Consider the following 17439-nt stretch of genomic DNA (forward strand, 5'->3'; position numbering starts at 1 on the left):
GCAGTGTTATCGTCGCGATCAATATGGCTTCAAGCAACGAGTTGCGAGTTGCGAAAATCAAAAACGGGTTTGCCTTTCGAAACTCGCTACTCGTCACTCGCTTATGACGTTATCTAATCGCTTTAACATCAGAGAAATTCATGAAAAAAATCTGTGTGTATTGCGGCTCCAGCTCCGGCAAGGGTGATGCCTATCTTTCTGCGGCGGACGCCTTGGCTCAGGCGATGGTAGAACGGGGGCTCGGCCTGGTATATGGCGGCGCCAGCATTGGCGTGATGGGAGCACTGGCACAGGCGGTAATGAAACTCGGCGGCGAAGTGGTAGGCATCATGCCCGAAGCGCTAATGCGCCGGGAAATCGGCAGTGATCATCTCACCGAACTGCAAGTCGTCGGTTCCATGCACGAACGAAAGGCCGCCATGGCGGAGCAGTCTGATGGGTTTATCGCCCTGCCCGGTGGCATGGGCACGCTGGAAGAAATGTTTGAAATCCTTACCTGGGGCCAGCTCGGTTTTCATAATAAACCCATTGGCCTGCTGAATATTGATGATTACTACCATCACCTGATCCAGTTTCTGGATCACTCGGTAGAACAGGGACTACTGCGCCAGCAACATCGTGACTTGCTGCGGGTTCAACAAGACCCGGGCATCCTGCTGGACAGCTTTCTCAACGAGCCCGCCCCCCTGCTGGATATCTGGATCGAGTGTAAAGAGCAGTTGTAAAAAGAGGCGCTGCACCAATCATGCAGCTCGCGAAATAGTTTCGAGTTTCGAGTTTCGAGTTTCGAGTTTCGAGTTTCGAGTTTCGAGTTTCGAGTTTCGAAAAGAAAAACCCGGCCCGGATATAACCGAAAGGTTTTCTTGATCTTTTTTCCTTTCGCAACTCGAAACTCGTTACTCGCAACTCACGCCTTATCTTACCCCTTCAGGGTATCGTGCCAGTCCTTCAAGGCCTGAAGTTGCTTGGCAAGCATTTCACGGCTGTTCTCATCCGTGAGATTACCATTGGCATCGCACTTCTGGTGCGCGGCCGACACGAACACCTCTGGCTTGTTCAGCGGGTGCACATCAAGAAATACCAACACCTGGCGCAGGTGATACTGACTACGGCTGGTTCCCATACCTCCCATGGACGCCCCCATGATGGCCGCCGGCTTTCCGGCGAAGATGCTGCCAGGCACACGGGATAACCAATCGATGGTATTTTTCAACACACCAGGAATGGAATAGTTATATTCCGGTGTTGCGAAGAGCAGGGCATCTGCCTTGATAACTTGCTGAGCCAGATAATCCACCGCCGCCGGCTTACTATCACCATCTTCATCACCGTTGTAGAGCGGCACCGCCGAAATGTCCGCCTGCTCGATAACAACACCCGCAGGCGCGAGTTCTACCGCAGCACGAACCAACCCGGAATTAAAAGATCCCTGTCTGAGTGATCCGGAAAATGCCAACACATTCATTGTCTGCCTCTCTCGCTATTCATCAGGTTTATTGTTGCATGCTTTTTGCCACTGATGCCCAGTGTGGCACCCCGTCGTCGACCTGTCATTCCCTGGCGAAGTTACGTCATTTTTTGCAAAGCCAGTTGTAATTTTTACGTATTGCCGCTGACATGACAGCACCCTACATGGTTATCTAATAGTGTCAGCTGACAGCCCGGACAGGGCTATCCGCTCAAACAAAATCAACGGAGGCTTTCCTCATGGATCTGCTTCGCATACTGATCGCCATCTTGCTGCCACCACTGGGCGTGTTTCTGCAGGAGGGACTGGGCAAACATTTCTGGATTAACATCCTGCTCACCCTGTTCGGTTATCTACCCGGCATCGTGCATGCGGTGTGGATCATTGCTTCGCGCTAACAAAAACGCCCCGGACTGGCCGGGGCGTGGTTTGCTTCAGAACAATGATGGCTCTGCGGTGAGGGTTCCATCGCGATAATCACTCAGCGCCTGATTGATCTCATCCTGAGTATTCATCACAAAGGGACCGTACTGGGCAATGGGTTCGCCCAACGGTTTACCCGCCAGCACCAACAAGCGCGCACCGTCCTTTCCGGCCTTCACACTAACGGCATCTCCATCGGTCAACGTCGCCAGGTGATCGCTTTTCACCGTTTCACCCGCCACATCAAGCGCCCCTTCAAATACGTAAAGGAAGCTGCCATAGCCACGGGTTACCGGCACCGTCAGACTTTCCTGCGGGCGCAACACCACATCCAGATATAGTGGATCAGTGGTGCCGCCTTTCACCGGCGCGGTCAGCACACTGTTTTCCAATGTGACTTCACCGGCAATGGCTTTCACCTGGCCTCCGGTAGATAAATCCAACCGGGGCATCTCGGTATCAGCAACATCGCGATACCCCGCCGGCTTCATCTTTTCTGCCGCTGGCAGGTTGATCCAGAGTTGAAAACCGCGCAGCAAACCATCCTGCTGCTGGGGCATTTCTTCATGGATAATGCCACGGCCAGCTGTCATCCATTGCACGCCACCCTGCTTGAGATCACCTTCATTTCCCAGGTGATCACGGTGACGCATGTGGCCCTCCACCAGATAGGTCACGGTTTCAAAACCGCGATGGGGATGCGGCGGGAAACCGGCAATGTAGTCGTCGGGATTATCCGAGGAGAAGGCATCCAGCATCAGGAACGGATCCAGCCGCACCATCGGGTTGTAACCCAATGCACGTTTGAGACGTACGCCAGCACCGTCAGATGTATCCAGCGCCCGGATGGTATTGAGAATTGTACGTTCCATGGGAACCTCCTTTGAAAAAAGCTACGAGCTGCCAGCTACTAGCTTCGAGTTGAAAAAATCAAAATCTTTTCCTCGCAGCTAGTAGCTCATAGCTAGCAGCTGATCTTTCTTTCCCCCAATCGATCTCGATCGTGGGGAGTATGCCAATCCAGTTGCGGACCGATAGAAATAATCCCGTGGGGATTCACTGTCGGATGACTGCGGAAATAGTGATGGCGAATGTGTGCCATGTTCACAGTTTCTGCCACATCAGGCAGCTGGTAGATATCCTTCAAATAACCCTGCAGGTTCGGGTAATCACTGATCCGTTTGCGGTCACATTTGAAGTGGGTGACGTACACCGGATCGAACCGCACCAGAGTGGTCCACAACCGTATATCCGCTTCCGTTAACGTGTTACCAACCAGATAACGCTGCTCGCTCAAGTGCTGCTCCAGCACATCCAGCCGGTCAAACAGTGTGGTGACCGCTTCGTCGTAGGCATCCTGGCTGGTAGCAAAACCACTTTTGTACACGCCATTGTTCACGTCGTGGTACACCGCCTCATTAATAGCATCAATTTCTGCTCGCAACGCATCAGGGTAATAGTTTCCCGGCGTCGCGCCCAAATGATCAAAGCTGGTATTGAGCATGCGGATAATTTCAGCAGATTCATTGCTGACAATGGTTTCCTGCTGTTTGTCCCACAACACCGGCACCGTTACTCGACCGGTGTAATTTTCATCTGCTTTCAGGTAAAGCTCATACAGCTTTTCAAAATGGTAGAGACCATCGCCGGTGGCACCATCAAAGTCATCACTCAGCTCCCAACCATTTTCCAGCATGTGTGGGTGCACAACGGACACACCAATGTGATCCTGCAATCCTTTCAGTGCCCGCACAATCAAAGTGCGATGTGCCCAGGGACAGGCGTAGGAGACATATAAATGGTAGCGATCACTTTCTGCCGCAAAGCCGCCTTCACCACTGGGGCCATCCTCACCATTGGCGGTCACCCAGTTGCGAAACTGACTTTCAGAACGCTTGAAGCGACCACCCGTGCTCTTGGTGTCGTACCATTTGTCCTGCCACTTACCGTCGACTAACAGTCCCATGATGTCTCCTTTGGCTTCACAGCGGGTTTTCGACTTTTTCGAAGAGCCAAAGCAAGTTTCAAGTTACAAGTTACAAGTTACAACGCGCCATCATGTCCTCGTTGATTCTCGACCTGATGCCCGCGACGCAACCCCTTGGGCGCGGAGGTAACATTCGAATAATCATCTACCTTTCTCGCGCCTTGTAACTTGTAACTTGCTCCTCGCACTTGGCGATAACGCATTCGTCGAAATAATTTACTGCGCAATCGCCGCTTTCGCTTCATCCATGGCTTTCGCCTTGGTCTCATCACCCATGTTCAAACCTTCGGCGAACACGAACTCCACACTGGTGATACCTACGAAGCTGAAGAACAACTTGATGTACGGCGTCACCGTATCATTTTCGGTGCCGGCGTAGAGTCCGCCACGGGCAGCCAGTACCGTCACCGGTTTGTCCGCGATCAGGCCCTGCGGACCATTCTCGGTGTAGCGGAAAGTGATGCCCGCACGCGCCACATGATCAATCCAGCTTTTCAGCTGGCTGGGGATGCCAAAGTTGTACATGGGCACACCCACCACCACCTGATCTGCCGCTTTCAGCTCCTCGATCAGTGCCATGGAGAAATCATCTACCTGCTGCTGCTCCGCAGTCCGCTTCTCCACCGGAGTAAAGAACGCGCCTACGCGCTCGCCGTCCAGATGCGGAATCGGGTTGGCTCCCAGATCACGCTCCACGATAGTCGCCTGGGGATGCGCGGCCTTAAGCGCCTCTACTTTGGCATTCACCAGGGCAGAGGAGTTGCCTCCATCGCTGAAAACGCTGCTTTTGATCACCAGAATATTCATGTCTCGCTCCATCTTTGGCTCACCGACCGCCTTGGTCTGGTGTATTTAATCGATGTAGCTATTGTGATTTCAGTTAAATAGATATAAAACAGAACAAATTTGCTTGTTTAGGTCAGGAAATTCGATATGTCAGCCAAGATCACGCTGGACCAGTGGCAGGCGCTCATCGCCGTGGTGGATGAGGGCGGGTATGCCAACGCGGCAGAAGCGCTGGACAAGAGCCAGTCTGCGATCAGCTATGCGGTGCAGAAAATCGAAACCGAGCTCGGCATCCGCGCCTTTGCGCTGGAAGGCCGTAAAGCCAAACTCACAGAAACCGGCCAGATGCTCTATCGTCAGGCCAAGATCCTGGTGGAAGAGGCAGAGCGCATCGAAAGTACTGCGATCCAGCTGAGCCAGGGCTGGGAGCCACTGGTGCGGGTCACCGCAGATGCCCTGTTTCCCCAGCACTGCATGCTCACTGCCCTGGATGCGTTTGCCCGCCAGAGCCCGTTAACCCGCATCGAATACACGGAAACCGTGCTGTCAGGTACCGATGAAGCCCTGCTGCGCAAGGAAGCCGATGTAGTGGTAAATGCCCGGATTCCCCCCGGTTTTGTGGGCGAGCCCCTGATGCGGGTGCGCTTTCTGGCGGTGGCGGCGGCGGATCATCCACTCAACCAGATGGACAGCCTGACCCACGAGGATCTCCGCCAGCACCGCCAGATCGTGATTCGCGATTCCGGCACCCGGCGTATTGATGCGGGCTGGTTGGGGGCAGAGCAGCGCTGGACCGTGTCCCATTCTTCCACCCGCAATGCCGCGATCCGCCGTGGCCTGGGCTTTGCCTGGATGCCCGAATCCGACATCGGCACCAGCCTGGAGACCGGGGAGTTGAAAGTGTTGCCGCTCGCAGAAGGGTTCGAGCGGTTTGTGGATCTGCACCTGATCTATGCCGATGGCCAGTACGCTGGCCAGGCCGCGCGCTATCTTGGGGAACAGATCCGTCTGGCTGTTGCCCAACCTTGTCCGGGCGTCACGGTTTCCTGATCACAACAGCCGCACACTGGAGTGACCCACATGATGGAGAAGAGCATGCGTCTACTGACCCTTTTTTTCGCCACCCTGCTGCTCAGCGCCTGTGTCAGCCCGGTTGTGATCGACCAGCAAGACAGCATTTCCCCAAGCCAGTACCAGAGCTACGCCTTCATCGAACAGGAGGAGGACAAGCCGCGGGCGCTGGACGACCAACGCGCCCGCAAGGCACTGGAAAGTGAGCTGGCCAGCAAGGGACTCAAACCCGTTGAGACAGATCAGGCCGACATTCAGGTCCGTCACTTCTTCAAGCGCGAGCAACGCTATGACGGAGACGTGATGCAATTCGGCTTTGGCTACGGGTTCAACAACGTGGCCCTGGGGGCCAGCACACCTGTGGAAGGTGAGATGACGGAAGAGTACAAACTGGTGGTCCAGTTTGTGGATCCAGCCAGTAACAACGTGGTGTGGCAGGCCACCAGTCGCGACCGCCTCCACGACGAGATGAGCAGCGAACGGCGCCAAGCCCATATCAACAAGGCCGTGAAAGCGATGTTCGAGCGGTTTGACTGACGGCTCTGCCAAGGAACCCTTTTGGACGCTGTGATCATTGGGCCCCTGGCCCTGCCCGCTGCCGCCTTTATCACTTTGATTGCCTTCTTGACCGCTGTGTTCAGCCTTCAGTGGTGGCAAAAGCGGCATCACCTGGCACGCAGCGAAAGAGCCCTGTGGCTGATTGCCCTGAGCGGCCTGCTCGGCGCCCGACTCAGTTTTCTATGGCGCTATCAGGATCAGTACCCCAGCCTCGCCGCCATGCTGGATATTCGGGATGGTGGTTGGTGGTGGCCTGGCGGGTTGCTGGCGATACCAGTGGCCGTTTTGCTGCTGTGGCGCACCCCAAACCAGCGGGGAGGTCTGCTGGTCGCTTTGAGTGCCAGTGCTGCCTGTACGGGGCTGGCCGTTGTCACCCTTCTGGCCCTGCGACAACCCACTACACCGTTACCTGATGTCGCTCTCTATACCCTGCAAGGTGAACCGGTGCCCCTGCAGCAGGTCAGTGCTGGTCAGCTCACCCTGATCAACCTGTGGGCCAGCTGGTGCCCGCCCTGCCGGCGAGAAATGCCGGTGCTGCAGGACGCGCAATCCCGCTATCCGCCGCTGCGCATCCTGCTCGCCAACCAGGGTGAGACTAGCGCCTCCGTCCGCCGTTATCTGACTGAGCAGGAACTGCAATTCGACTTTTCATTGCTCGACCCGAACACCGAACTGAGTAGACATACTGGTAATAGCGGCTTGCCTCTGACCCTGCTGGTAGATGCACAAGGCAATGAGCTGGCCCGCCACTTTGGCCCGCTCTCCGCTGCCAGCCTGCATCACTTCCTCCAGCCACATCTGCCGGGAGACCCCCAATGAAAATCGCGCCCCTGATGTCAGCCCTTTTCCTGGCGCTGCTGCTACCGCTGGCTACCCAGGCCAACGAAGCCACCATGGAAAGCCTGCTGGCCAAGCTGGAAGCCAGCCACTGGGTGGCGGAGGGTCCGCAACACCCCAAGCGGGTAGCCTATGTTTTCACCGACATGGCCTGCCCCTACTGCGCCACGCTCTGGGAAAACATGCAGCCCATGGTGAATGACCCGGCCAACACCCTGCAGGTACGGCACATCATCGTCGGCTTGATCCACCCCAAACGCAGCTTCACTCAAGGTGCCGCCGTGCTCGCCGCGGCCAATCCCGCCGATGCACTGGCCCGCCATGAACGCCTGTTCAAACAAGGTGGCATCTCCCCACTGGAACCGGTTCCCACCGCCGTACGCAGCCAGATCCATAACAACACCGGCCTGATGATAGGCCTGGGCCTCGGCGCTACCCCGACCCTGGTATTCCAGGATTCACAAGGACAATGGCGAGTCGCTCCGGGAGTGCTTGGGGAGGAGGCGTTGCGGGAGGCGGTGTTTCAACTTCAGTGAACAGTTAACAGTTAACAGTTAACAGTGAATAGTGAACAGCTTTAACATGCGGGCTTCACTTTCACGAACGTTAGTGGCCGCGCCCATCGCTCTTCTATCCTGCCAGTCTTATTGAAAGGTCGGAACAAAAAGGCCGCTCCCACATCCGGGCGCGGCCTCAAACTGCTCAGTCACCACAATGCGCTATCGCGCACTGTTCACTATTCACTGTTAACTGTTCACTGCTAATCCGTTAGCCAACTCACCTTGCCCTGGCACACGGTCAGCTTGACGCTCCCCTTGAGCACGCTGCGTCGCCAGGGGGAGTTGCTTCCTGCGGACAACCAGTTCTCGCCGTAATCTTTCTCGGCAGCCGCATCCAGCACACAGAGGCTGGCCGGGCGACCGGTTTCAAGCTGGCCCGCCTGGATGCCCAGGCAACGGGCCGGGGCAGCAGTGATGGCGTCCAGCGCCCGCGCCAGATCCAGCTTGCCTTCGTCCACCAGCCCCAGCACCAGTGACAGCAGGGTATCCACCCCGGCCATGCCAGGCTTGGTCGCCGGGAACGGGGCCGCCTTGCTGGAGGAGCCGATGGGGGTGTGCTGGGAGCAGATGGCGTCGATGGTGCCGTCGGCCACCGCTTCCAGCAAAGCCTCACGATCTTCACTGCTACGCAGCGGCGGAATCACATGACAATGGCTGTTAAAGCCTTCCAGTGCGGACTCATCCAGCAGCAGGTGCTGGATACTCACGTCTGCTGTCACCGGCAGGCCGCGCTTCTTGGCCGCGCGCAACAGGCGCAGAGATTCGCGGCTGGAGATCTGCTGGAAGTGGGCACGCACACCGGTGGCCTCTACCAGCAACAGGTCGCGGGACAGGTCCACACTTTCCGCCAGCGCCGGGATACCGGGCAGACCGAGGCGAGTGGCCACAGGCCCCTCGTGGGCACAGCCTCCGGCACTGAGCGCCGCATCCTGGGGGCGGAACATCACCGGCATGTCAAAGGTCGCGGCGTATTCCAGGCAGCGCTTGAGCACCAGTGCATCGGCCACCTTGCCTCCAGCATTGCCCACAGCAATACAACCGGCCTTGGCCAAGGTCGCCATTTCTGCCAGTTGCTCACCCTTGAGCCCCTGAGTCATGGCGGCGATGGGCAGGATGCGTGCAAAGCCGGCTTGCCCGGCCTGCTCACGAATCAGACGCACCACGGCGGTGGAATCCACCGGGCCGCAATCCGGCTGGGCCGCCATGTGAGTAATACCGCCGGCCGCCGCCGCGCGGGTTTCGCTGGCAATATCACCGGTACGGCCACTGCCGGGCAGAGAAAGGTGCACACAGGCATCCACCAGACCCGGCAATACCCAGTGACCGTCGGCCTCAATGATATCCGCGCCGGGAGCATCCAAGCTGGCACCAATGCGAGTCAATCTGCCATTCTCGATGAGCAGGTCAGCGACTTCATCACGGCCCGTCGCCGGATCAATCACCCGGCCCTTGCGAATCAGAATGTGCGCCTTAGCTGCCATGGGCACCTCCCGCCGGGGCACTGTCCTGGCCACTGATAGCCATGGACATGACCGCCATACGCACAGCGATGCCGAAGGTCACCTGGTTGAGAATCACCGAGCGAGGCCCATCGGCCACTTCCGAGGCGATTTCCACACCGCGGTTAATGGGGCCCGGGTGCATCACGATGGCGTCCTCTTTGGCGTATTGCAGTTTCTCGTTGTTGAGCCCGTAGAGGCGGAAGAACTCGCCTTCGCTGGGCAGCAGGGCGGAATCCATGCGCTCTTTCTGCAGGCGCAGCATGATCACCACATCCACATCTTTCAGGCCGTGGGCCATGTCGGTAAAGACGGTGGCGCCCAGCGCCTCGGCATCTACCGGCAACAGAGTCTTGGGACCGATCAGGCGCACTTCCTCGGCACCCAGTGTATTGAGGGCATGGACCTGGGAGCGGGCCACCCGCGAATGCAGGATGTCACCGACGATGGCCACCTTGAGCCCTTCGAAACCGCCCTTGTAGTGGCGGATGGTGTACATATCGAGCATGGCCTGAGTGGGATGGGCGTGCCGGCCGTCACCGGCATTGATCACCGCCACATTCGGGGTCACTTCATTGGCGATGAAGAAGGGCGCGCCGGAATCCTGATGGCGCACCACGAACATGTCCGCCGCCATGGCTTCCAGGTTGCGCAGGGTATCCAGCAGGGTCTCGCCCTTGCTGGTGGCCGATTTGGCGATATCCAGATTGAGCACATCCGCACTGAGTCGCTGGGCCGCCAGCTCGAAGGTACTGCGGGTGCGGGTACTGGACTCGAAGAACAGGTTCACCACCGTCTTGCCACGCAGCAGCGGCACCTTCTTGATCGACCGGCCACCCACGTCCACAAAGCTGGCGGCGGTATCGAGTATGTCTTCCAGAAGGGAACGGGGGAGGTGCTCAGTAGTGAGGAAATGGCGAAGCTTACCGTCTTCGGTAAGTTGTACGCGGGAGGATGGCGCAAGCGTCATTCGGAGGCCTGTTATCAGTTTCCTGGGCCACCGTGCCGGTGGCAGTTTTTTCGCAAGACAAGGCGCCGTGAGCACCGTGTAGTTATTCTACATAAGCGAACGGCAACACCGTATTGCGGAAAAAGGGACCCGGCCCTTCGGGTTGTGCCGTAAATAGCGCCATGCCGTGTTGCTCGTCGTTCATTTGGATAAACCAAACATCACTCCTCGCGCCTTGCCTGGCGCTATTTACGGCGCAACACGGCGGCCCAGGAAGCTGATAACAGGCCTAGGCCATTGTGTCTCGTATCTCCGCCACAAGGGGGGCGGGCCCGCGTAATTCTACCCGTTGATGGGGGGGCAATGCCAAAGTTTCCCCACAAATATCGGCACGAATCGGCAATTCCCGGTGGCCGATGTCGAACAGCACCACCAAAGTGATGGAGGCAGGGCGGCCAAAATCGAACAGTTCATTCATGGCGGCACGGATGGTGCGCCCGGTCATCAGCACATCATCTACCAGCACAATATGCTGCCCATCAATATCGAAAGGCAGTTTTGACGGGGTCACTGTGGCTTTAAGCCCACGGGTATCAAAATCATCCCGGTAGAACGCGGGGTTCAGGGTGCCCAGGGGCAGGGCAGTCCCCAGCTTCTGATTCAACGCCTCGGCGATCCAGGCACCGCCAGACTCAATACCCACCAGCACCGCAGGCTTACCTGCCAGGCGTTCATCGATAGCTGCCGCCATGGAATCCAGATGGGTTTGCAGTTGTTGTTCATCCCAGCTCAAGGGGCTCTCCAGAATCGGGTAAATACAAAGTCGGAGTAGAGAGGAGCAAGTTTCAAGTTGCAAGTTTCAACGCGAGAAACATTCCACATTCGTCACGGCTGTGCCCGCGCTTCTGCCTGAACGCGGAGACAGCGGCTCAGCTCATGAGAGCCTATACCGCGTTGCAACTTGAAACTTGCCCCGGTTCCATCAAGCATGCCCCCTCGCAGAACAACAATAAAGTCCCGAAATCTCGACACCCACAAACAATCCGATCAAACCCTTCAGTTTTTTGGGATGGGAGTCATCAACAGCTTCCCTGTAAGTTTTGTACAGTAATGAAACTTGCCCGGTGACAGCCCCTCTAACCGTCATCGGCACAAAAAAGGGTTCAGGGATGCCATTGCGCAACGACAGTCAACGCTATGGATGGATCAGCATCAGCCTGCACTGGCTGGTGGCCTTCACCGTCATCGGTTTGTTTGCCCTTGGCCTGTGGATGGTGGACCTGGGCTACTACGATGCCTGGTACCGAAAAGGCCCAGACATCCACCGCAGTGTTGGCCTGCTGCTGTTTGCTGTCATGCTGCTTCGCTTGCTCTGGCGCGTCTTCGCACCGCTACCGGATGCCTTACCCACCCATCAACGCTGGGAAGTGCTGCTTGCCCACCTTGCCCATTGGGGACTCTATGGCCTGCTATTTGTGGCCATGGTCAGTGGCTACCTGATCAGCAGCGCGGATGGCTCCTCGGTATCCGTATTTGGCTGGTTCTCCATCCCCTCCGTCACCGGACACCGCTCCGGCCTGGAAGATATCGCCGGCGACATTCACGAAATTGCCGTGTGGAGCATTATTGTGCTGGCCAGCCTCCACGCACTCGCTGCTCTCAAACATCACATTTTCGATCGGGATGACACCCTGCGCCGCATGCTCGGCCTGTCTCCCCGCCAGACACCCTGAACATCAACAGCAAACCCTTGAGGAAGACACCATGATGAACCTGATGAAAAAAACCGGCCTGGCCGCCGCCGCGCTAATGATTAGCAGCATGGCCTTTGCCGAGCCCGCAGGCACCTACCAGTTCGACAAGAAAGGTGCGCACCAGTTTGTAATGTTCAAGATCTCCCACCTGGGTTACAGCTGGCTGTATGGCCGCTTCAACGATTTCAATGGCACCTTCACCGTAGATGCCAACAACCCGGAAAACAGCAAAGTGGAAGCCACCATCCAGACCGCCAGCGTGGACTCCAACCACGCCGAGCGTGACAAGCACCTGCGCAGCGATGACTTCCTGGACGTGGACAAGTACCCCACCGCCACCTTCAAGAGCACCAGCATCGAACAGACCGGCGATGACACCGCCAAAATCACCGGCGACTTCACCCTGCACGGCGTGACCAAGCCAGTAACTCTGGATGCGAAAATGATCGGCTACGGCGATGATCCATGGGGCGGCTACCGTATGGGCCTGGAAGCCAGCACCAGCCTGAAACTGGCAGACTTTGGCATCACCAAGGATCTCGGCCCGGCCTCTGAAACCGTTGAGATTATTATTTCGGTGGAAGGGATCAAGAAGTAAATCGTTGAATGGAAAAAGGGGGTTGGCAACGCCAACCCCCTTTGCTTTTCCAATAGGCCTCCGCCGTACTGGCAAAACTCAATTGTCCAATTTTTCCATCAAAAAGGTCTGGCCAAAAACAGGAGCATCTGTCTCTCTTTCGGGATTAGAGGATCAATAAATGCTCCCTTTTCATCCTTTGCAACGCGTTGATCTGGCAAAAAACTCTTTACCCCTTGAACATCATCACGAAAGGTCACCTTCTGCTCAATCGTCCCTTTCCATGAATCGTATGACAGCGACGTTATCTTTTTCAGCTTGGCGCTTTCATAGCGATATATTCGGCGCTGTTTTCCATATGCGGAGATAGCGACCAAATTTTTCCCGTCATAACTAAAGGTGCGACCTGTACCGTTCTGTGGAGCTTTCATTTCCTGGAGCAAATCATCCTCGCTGTAAATGAATTCCGGGAACCCGTGAACAGCATCGTCTGCCGTCCACCAAATACCATCCTCACCTGCTTCCATGAAAATATCTTTTACAGGCAACCCACTCAGATCAAACCCATAGACTCGCATGGATTGATTAGTGGAAGGCGGGTTTTGGTTAGCTTCGCTATCCATCAACTCGCCCTTTTCAGGAATCCAGGTCAATGTCCTGTAGCGGGTATCAACATAGCTGTCATTATCACCATAACGATCAATAATGACCCTGCTTTCCAGTTCATCAGGTAGCCACTGCGCAACTTTCTTCTGATAGCCATTGCCCGCATAGAGCGCGGCCTGTTCCAGGCTAACGTTTTCCGGATACTCTGGAGAGGGCTCTACCGTCACCAAGAATTCAAATCCGGTTTCTTCATCGCCAGACAGCTCTGTGGTTTGGATGTGTGAGAGAAAAGGAGGTGCTGTGGCGATTTGATCGTTATCGCCATAAAAAACCACATGCTGTGTCTGCTTCCAGGCTCCACCCTCAAGGTGCTGCTGGCCGATTGTCATCCGGTAACCAGCCTGGTATCTGGCTGGACAAAAATCCCCCTTGCAACGCACCTCCTCCCTTACCAATCGCTTTCCTTTCCAGCCGGGACACACTGAAAGCCGCCCATCACTTTCGAGTCCGAGCTGTTGAAGCGCGAAATTGCCATCCGCATTCGTGCCCATGTTCTGCACCACCGACAACCGTGCGGGAGAAAGGGGGCGATCGGCCGGTTGGTACTGACAGGTCAGTCCGCCCTTGCGCACATCGTCCCCAGTGCCCCACTGGCCATCACTTCCGGCACCAACGACAAAACGGGAACGAACCTCGTTATCTGCGCTGTAATCGAAGACCTGCATCCCAATCACCGCGCCACCCTCGCTGTACACGACAGAGTCTGGGACAGGCGCAAAGGGCCCGCGCTCATTACTCCCACTGCCACCGCCGCCTCCACAGGCAGCAACAAGTGCGGACACCATCATCACGCTGAAGATTCTTTTCATTACCAGCACATCTTTCAAGAAAACATTCCTTGCTCTAAATCGGTTAAAAAGCTTGAGCGTCACCTGCCAGATACCCCTCAGCAATAATCACCGCAGCCATAGAATCCACTCGCGGGTCTGCCTTCTGGATACCAATTCGCTCGCGCGCTTCACGGGTACTGAGACGCTCATCCACCAGCCACACCGGCATGCCAAAGCGGCCTTTCAGACGGCCAGCAAATTTCTTGGCTCGCGCCGTGGATTCGCTTTCGCTGCCATCCATATTCAAGGGCAAGCCGACCACCAACACCTCTGGTTCCCATTCTTTCAAAAGCGCCGCAATGTCATCCCAATTGGGCTGGGTGTTTTTGCAGGGGAGAGCTTTCAGGGGGGAAGCAGTGCCCAGCAGTGCGTTACCGCTGGCCACGCCGATTTTTTGTGTGCCGTAGTCGAAGGCCAAAATCATGAGGGGCAGTGAACAGTTAACAGTGAATAGTGAACAGCGGCGCGACAACCGGTTCGTGTTTTTGCAAGCCTATCAGTCGCGCACACGCCAAGGCCGCGGCCCGCCACCTCTGAAAAAGAAAAAACCAATCCCGCGTCACTGTTCACTGTTAACTATTCACTATTAACTGTTTCTAGCTGTGCCCCGCCTGACCCGCAATCAGGTTTATATCCACGCCAATTCTCGCCGCGGCAGCATGCCAGGATTGCTCGAAGGGGGTGTCGAGGATGAGTTCGCGGCTGGCAGGGGTGCTGAGCCAGGCGTTTTCCACCAACTCCTGCTCCAGCTGTCCGGCTTCCCAGCCGGCATAGCCGAGGCACACCAGCGATTGTTCCGGCCCCTCACCAACGGCGATTGCCTCAAGGATGTCCCGGCTGGTGGTGAGCATCAGGCCATCACTGAGCTGAATGCTGGAATCCCAATGGGTGGAAGCGGCATGGATGATAAAGCCGGCTTCTTGCTGTACCGGGCCACCTGCTACCACCCGGTGGCGCTCAGAGGGGGGGACTTCGATTTCGATATCCATGTCCATCAGGATATCGCCCAGACTGATCTGTACCGGGCGATTCAGCGTCAGACCCATGGCACCCTCGCTGCTGTGCTCAACGATATAGGTGACGGAATGTTCGAAGTTGGGATCGGCCATCTGTGGCATGGCCACCAGCAACTGGTGTTTGAGGCTTGTGTTGTCCATGGGGACAGTATCCGGTGCCGGGGGTGGAGCTGCAAGCAGGAAGCGAGTGACGAGTTTCGAGTAGCGAAAACCTTCAGGCCTTGCCGCACCGAGGTTTAGCCTTTCGAAACTCCCTTCTCGCAACTCGAACCCTGATTTTCGCTCAACACGTTGAGCCTCCTGCAGCGGCTTCGATTCTGGCGTGGTGCGTGGCGCGTTATTTCGACGACACCTTGCGCGAGCTATCGAATTTCCAGGTGCGGATGATTTCCAGCACATCCATGTTTTTGCGCATTTCGGCATTGAAGGCATCGAAGGGCGCGGCCAGCCGCACACTCTGGATGGCGGCCTGATCGAGGAATTTATGGCCTGAAGACTTCAGCACACGCACTTCCTTCAGACTGCCGTCCTTCTGGATCGCCACCATCAACCGCACCGCCCCGAAGGTATTGCTGTTGAGCGCCTGGGCCGGGAAGTTCCGGGTACCCATGGCTTCCACTTCGCGCCGGAAGCTGTCGATGTACTGGGCTTCGTAGTGTGCCTTGGCGGACACCGAGGTAAGGCGGCGAATGCGCGGGCGCTTGGCGTAGGCCTGCTTTTGCTCGGCCAGGCGCGCCTGCAGGCTGGCAATTTGCTGACTCATGTCCAGCAGGTTTTCCTGTTCGGCCACCTTGAGCGGTTTCTGCTCGCTCTTTTCTTTCTGTTCTGCCTGCACCTTCTGCTCACTCTCGCGGGCAGTGGTGATCACCAGCAGCTGGGATTGGCGATCCTGCTGCTGGCGAGTGGTTTTTTCCTTGAGCTGGACGTTTTCCAACTTGCTGTCGGCGAAATCGGCCTGCTCAGTGGTGGTCAGCTCCTGCTTTTCGGCCAGGTCGCCGGAGCCTTCCTGGTTGCTCTGGGCAATGAAATCCGCCTCGTCCGGCTCACTGTCACTGCTGAACTGGGACAGGGTGACTTCCAGGGTATGCGGGGCGGCACGCTGTTTTTCGGGTGCGAAATTGACACCAAAGATAAGAATGCCGTGGAAAGCCAGCGCCAGAAAAACGGTAAAGGTAAGGCGATCAGAAGCGCTGACGGATGAATTTGCTGCCATGAATTCTTCTTTTGTTTACTGCTTGTTGTGTTTTGAGCTCTTTGGGCTCTTGCCAGGTTGCCTGCAAGCGAAAAGAAAGTACCGAGTAACGAGAAGCGAGTTCGAAAGGCCAACCCCCGATGCGGCAAGGCCTGAAGGTTTTCGCTACCCGAAACTCGTTACCCGCTTCCTTGTGCCTTGCGCCTGCAGACAAGCTCTACGATAAAGGCGGTCAGGATTCGTCCCGCACCGCCAGCAGGGCATCGAACAGCTGCCCGGCGATGTTGATATCAAAAATCGCATCCAGCTCACGGATACAGGTCGGGCTGGTGACGTTGATTTCGGTGAGATAATCACCAATCACATCCAGCCCCACGAAATATAGCCCCTTGCGCTTCAGGGTGGGACCGACCTGTTCGCAGATCCAGCGGTCACGGTCAGTCAGCTCCCGGCCCTGCCCGGTACCGCCGGCGGCCAGGTTACCGCGCAGCTCGCCTTCCTTGGGGATACGTGCCAGCGCATAAGGCACCGGCTCGCCGTTGATCATCAGGATGCGTTTGTCGCCATCCTTGATCTCCGGCACAAAGCGCTGCGCCATGATCGGCGTCTTGCCGTGCTGGGTCAGTACTTCGATCACCACCGAGATATTCGGGCTATCCTTGCGTACCCGGAAAATATTGCTACCGCCCATGCCGTCCAGCGGCTTCATGACAGTGTCATCGAATTCCCGTACAAAATCGCGCAGCAGGCCAGCCTGACTGGACACCAGGGTAGGCGCACAGCACTGCGGGAAGTCGGTGGCGAACAGCTTCTCGTTGCTGTCGCGGACACTGCCCGGACGGTTGACCACCAGCACACCCTCGCGTTCTGCCTTCTCCAGCAGATAGGTGGCGTAGATGTACTCGGTGTTAAACGGCGGATCCTGACGCATGAGGATAATGTCAAAATCCGCCAGGTCCTGATTCACGGCGTCGGCCAGACGGTACCAATCGTCGTTATTATCGGTCACCGTGACTGCCCTGGTGGCCGCAAAGCTGCGACCATCGCGCACGTAGAGATCGCCAGGCTCCATGTAATAGAGCGACCAGCCGCGACGCTGGGCTTCCAGCATCATGGCGAAGGTACTGTCTTTCCAGGGTTTGATCTTGGCGATGGGGTCCATCACCACGCCGATACGCAGACTCATGGGGTCTCCACAGACTAGGGGGCGAGCCGGGCAATCTTAGCAGTGCCGGCAGGGGATCGCTATGCGTGAAGCCCCTGGCT

20 protein-coding genes are annotated in these 17439 nt (G+C 56.8%); 8 read left to right on the forward strand and 12 right to left on the reverse strand.

The features are described from left to right. Window positions 1–140: 140 nt before the first annotated feature. Complete coding sequence (locus Y5S_RS14945) at window positions 141–725, forward strand: LOG family protein (protein WP_035234090.1); 585 nt, start codon at window positions 141–143, stop codon at window positions 723–725. A gap of 194 nt (window positions 726–919) precedes the next feature. Here Y5S_RS14945 and Y5S_RS14950 read toward each other — a convergent pair whose 3' ends face one another. Beyond that, window positions 920–1465: an NADPH-dependent FMN reductase gene (locus Y5S_RS14950; RefSeq protein WP_035234092.1), complete on the reverse strand. Its 546-nt coding sequence runs from the start codon at window positions 1463–1465 to the stop codon at window positions 920–922. A 242-nt stretch (window positions 1466–1707) separates the two neighbouring features. Between Y5S_RS14950 and Y5S_RS19315 the strand changes: the two genes are divergently transcribed. Further along, entirely contained in the window at window positions 1708–1866 is a 159-nt protein-coding gene (locus Y5S_RS19315) for a YqaE/Pmp3 family membrane protein (RefSeq protein WP_035234093.1), read from the forward strand. A 36-nt stretch (window positions 1867–1902) separates the two neighbouring features. Here Y5S_RS19315 and Y5S_RS14960 read toward each other — a convergent pair whose 3' ends face one another. From Y5S_RS14960 to Y5S_RS14970, 3 genes are all read right to left on the reverse strand, one after another. Then, window positions 1903–2763, reverse strand: a complete 861-nt coding sequence (locus Y5S_RS14960) for a pirin family protein (RefSeq protein ID WP_035234095.1) — start codon at window positions 2761–2763, stop codon at window positions 1903–1905. Between the two features lie 92 nt (window positions 2764–2855). Continuing rightward, the gene (locus Y5S_RS14965; protein WP_035234096.1) at window positions 2856–3857 is read right to left on the reverse strand and encodes a glutathione S-transferase family protein; all 1002 of its coding nucleotides are present in this window, start codon (window positions 3855–3857) and stop codon (window positions 2856–2858) included. 237 nt (window positions 3858–4094) lie between these two features. After that, complete coding sequence (locus Y5S_RS14970) at window positions 4095–4685, reverse strand: FMN-dependent NADH-azoreductase (RefSeq protein WP_035234099.1); 591 nt, start codon at window positions 4683–4685, stop codon at window positions 4095–4097. A 126-nt stretch (window positions 4686–4811) separates the two neighbouring features. Between Y5S_RS14970 and Y5S_RS14975 the strand changes: the two genes are divergently transcribed. From Y5S_RS14975 to dsbG, 4 genes are read left to right on the forward strand one after another with little or no spacing between them, the layout of a single operon-like run. After that, a complete protein-coding gene (locus Y5S_RS14975) occupies window positions 4812–5714 on the forward strand; it encodes a LysR family transcriptional regulator (RefSeq protein WP_035234101.1) in 903 nt (300 codons plus the stop codon). Between the two features lie 45 nt (window positions 5715–5759). Further along, window positions 5760–6272, forward strand: coding sequence for a DUF4136 domain-containing protein (locus Y5S_RS14980; RefSeq protein ID WP_231552708.1), 513 nt, complete (start codon window positions 5760–5762; stop codon window positions 6270–6272). A 30-nt stretch (window positions 6273–6302) separates the two neighbouring features. Next, window positions 6303–7112, forward strand: coding sequence for a TlpA disulfide reductase family protein (locus Y5S_RS14985; protein ID WP_231552713.1), 810 nt, complete (start codon window positions 6303–6305; stop codon window positions 7110–7112). Then, complete coding sequence (gene dsbG, locus Y5S_RS14990; RefSeq protein WP_231552709.1) at window positions 7109–7666, forward strand: thiol:disulfide interchange protein DsbG; 558 nt, start codon at window positions 7109–7111, stop codon at window positions 7664–7666. Before Y5S_RS14985 ends, dsbG begins: the two co-directional genes overlap by 4 nt. A 224-nt stretch (window positions 7667–7890) precedes the next feature. On the opposite strand, the gene Y5S_RS14995 is transcribed toward dsbG, so the two are convergent. The 3 genes from Y5S_RS14995 to pyrR all read right to left on the reverse strand — a co-directional run bounded on the left by Y5S_RS14995 (window position 7891) and on the right by pyrR (window position 10994). Next, window positions 7891–9171, reverse strand: a complete 1281-nt coding sequence (locus Y5S_RS14995) for a dihydroorotase (RefSeq protein ID WP_052041639.1) — start codon at window positions 9169–9171, stop codon at window positions 7891–7893. After that, window positions 9161–10159 carry an aspartate carbamoyltransferase catalytic subunit gene (locus tag Y5S_RS15000; RefSeq protein ID WP_035234106.1) on the reverse strand — a complete coding sequence of 333 codons (999 nt, stop codon included), beginning with the start codon at window positions 10157–10159 and terminating at the stop codon, window positions 9161–9163. The genes Y5S_RS14995 and Y5S_RS15000 overlap by 11 nt, the downstream gene beginning before the upstream one ends. Before the next feature lie 268 nt (window positions 10160–10427). Beyond that, on the reverse strand, window positions 10428–10994 hold the full coding sequence (gene pyrR, locus Y5S_RS15005; protein WP_081939792.1) for a bifunctional pyr operon transcriptional regulator/uracil phosphoribosyltransferase PyrR: 567 nt from the start codon (window positions 10992–10994) through the stop codon (window positions 10428–10430). Window positions 10995–11307: 313 nt separating this feature from the next. On the opposite strand from pyrR, the gene Y5S_RS15010 reads away from it, so the two are divergent. Both Y5S_RS15010 and Y5S_RS15015 read left to right on the forward strand, forming a co-directional pair. Then, the gene (locus tag Y5S_RS15010) at window positions 11308–11871 is read left to right on the forward strand and encodes a cytochrome b (RefSeq protein WP_035234108.1); all 564 of its coding nucleotides are present in this window, start codon (window positions 11308–11310) and stop codon (window positions 11869–11871) included. A 31-nt stretch (window positions 11872–11902) separates the two neighbouring features. Continuing rightward, complete coding sequence (locus Y5S_RS15015) at window positions 11903–12490, forward strand: YceI family protein (protein ID WP_231552711.1); 588 nt, start codon at window positions 11903–11905, stop codon at window positions 12488–12490. 98 nt (window positions 12491–12588) lie between these two features. Here the strand turns inward: Y5S_RS15015 and Y5S_RS15020 are convergent, their stop codons facing one another. The 5 genes from Y5S_RS15020 to gshB all read right to left on the reverse strand — a co-directional run bounded on the left by Y5S_RS15020 (window position 12589) and on the right by gshB (window position 17359). Next, complete coding sequence (locus Y5S_RS15020) at window positions 12589–13962, reverse strand: hypothetical protein (protein WP_035234109.1); 1374 nt, start codon at window positions 13960–13962, stop codon at window positions 12589–12591. A 25-nt stretch (window positions 13963–13987) separates the two neighbouring features. After that, a complete protein-coding gene (ruvX, locus tag Y5S_RS15025; protein WP_035234111.1) occupies window positions 13988–14389 on the reverse strand; it encodes a Holliday junction resolvase RuvX in 402 nt (133 codons plus the stop codon). A gap of 172 nt (window positions 14390–14561) precedes the next feature. Next, the gene (locus tag Y5S_RS15030; RefSeq protein ID WP_035234113.1) at window positions 14562–15122 is read right to left on the reverse strand and encodes a YqgE/AlgH family protein; all 561 of its coding nucleotides are present in this window, start codon (window positions 15120–15122) and stop codon (window positions 14562–14564) included. A gap of 196 nt (window positions 15123–15318) precedes the next feature. Further along, complete coding sequence (locus tag Y5S_RS15035; RefSeq protein ID WP_035234115.1) at window positions 15319–16194, reverse strand: energy transducer TonB; 876 nt, start codon at window positions 16192–16194, stop codon at window positions 15319–15321. A gap of 211 nt (window positions 16195–16405) precedes the next feature. Continuing rightward, window positions 16406–17359, reverse strand: coding sequence for a glutathione synthase (gshB, locus tag Y5S_RS15040; protein WP_035234117.1), 954 nt, complete (start codon window positions 17357–17359; stop codon window positions 16406–16408). Window positions 17360–17439 lie beyond the last annotated feature (80 nt).

Origin of the sequence: Alcanivorax nanhaiticus (genome assembly GCF_000756665.1) — a bacterium.
Taxonomy (GTDB): Bacteria; Pseudomonadota; Gammaproteobacteria; order Pseudomonadales; family Alcanivoracaceae; genus Alcanivorax; species Alcanivorax nanhaiticus.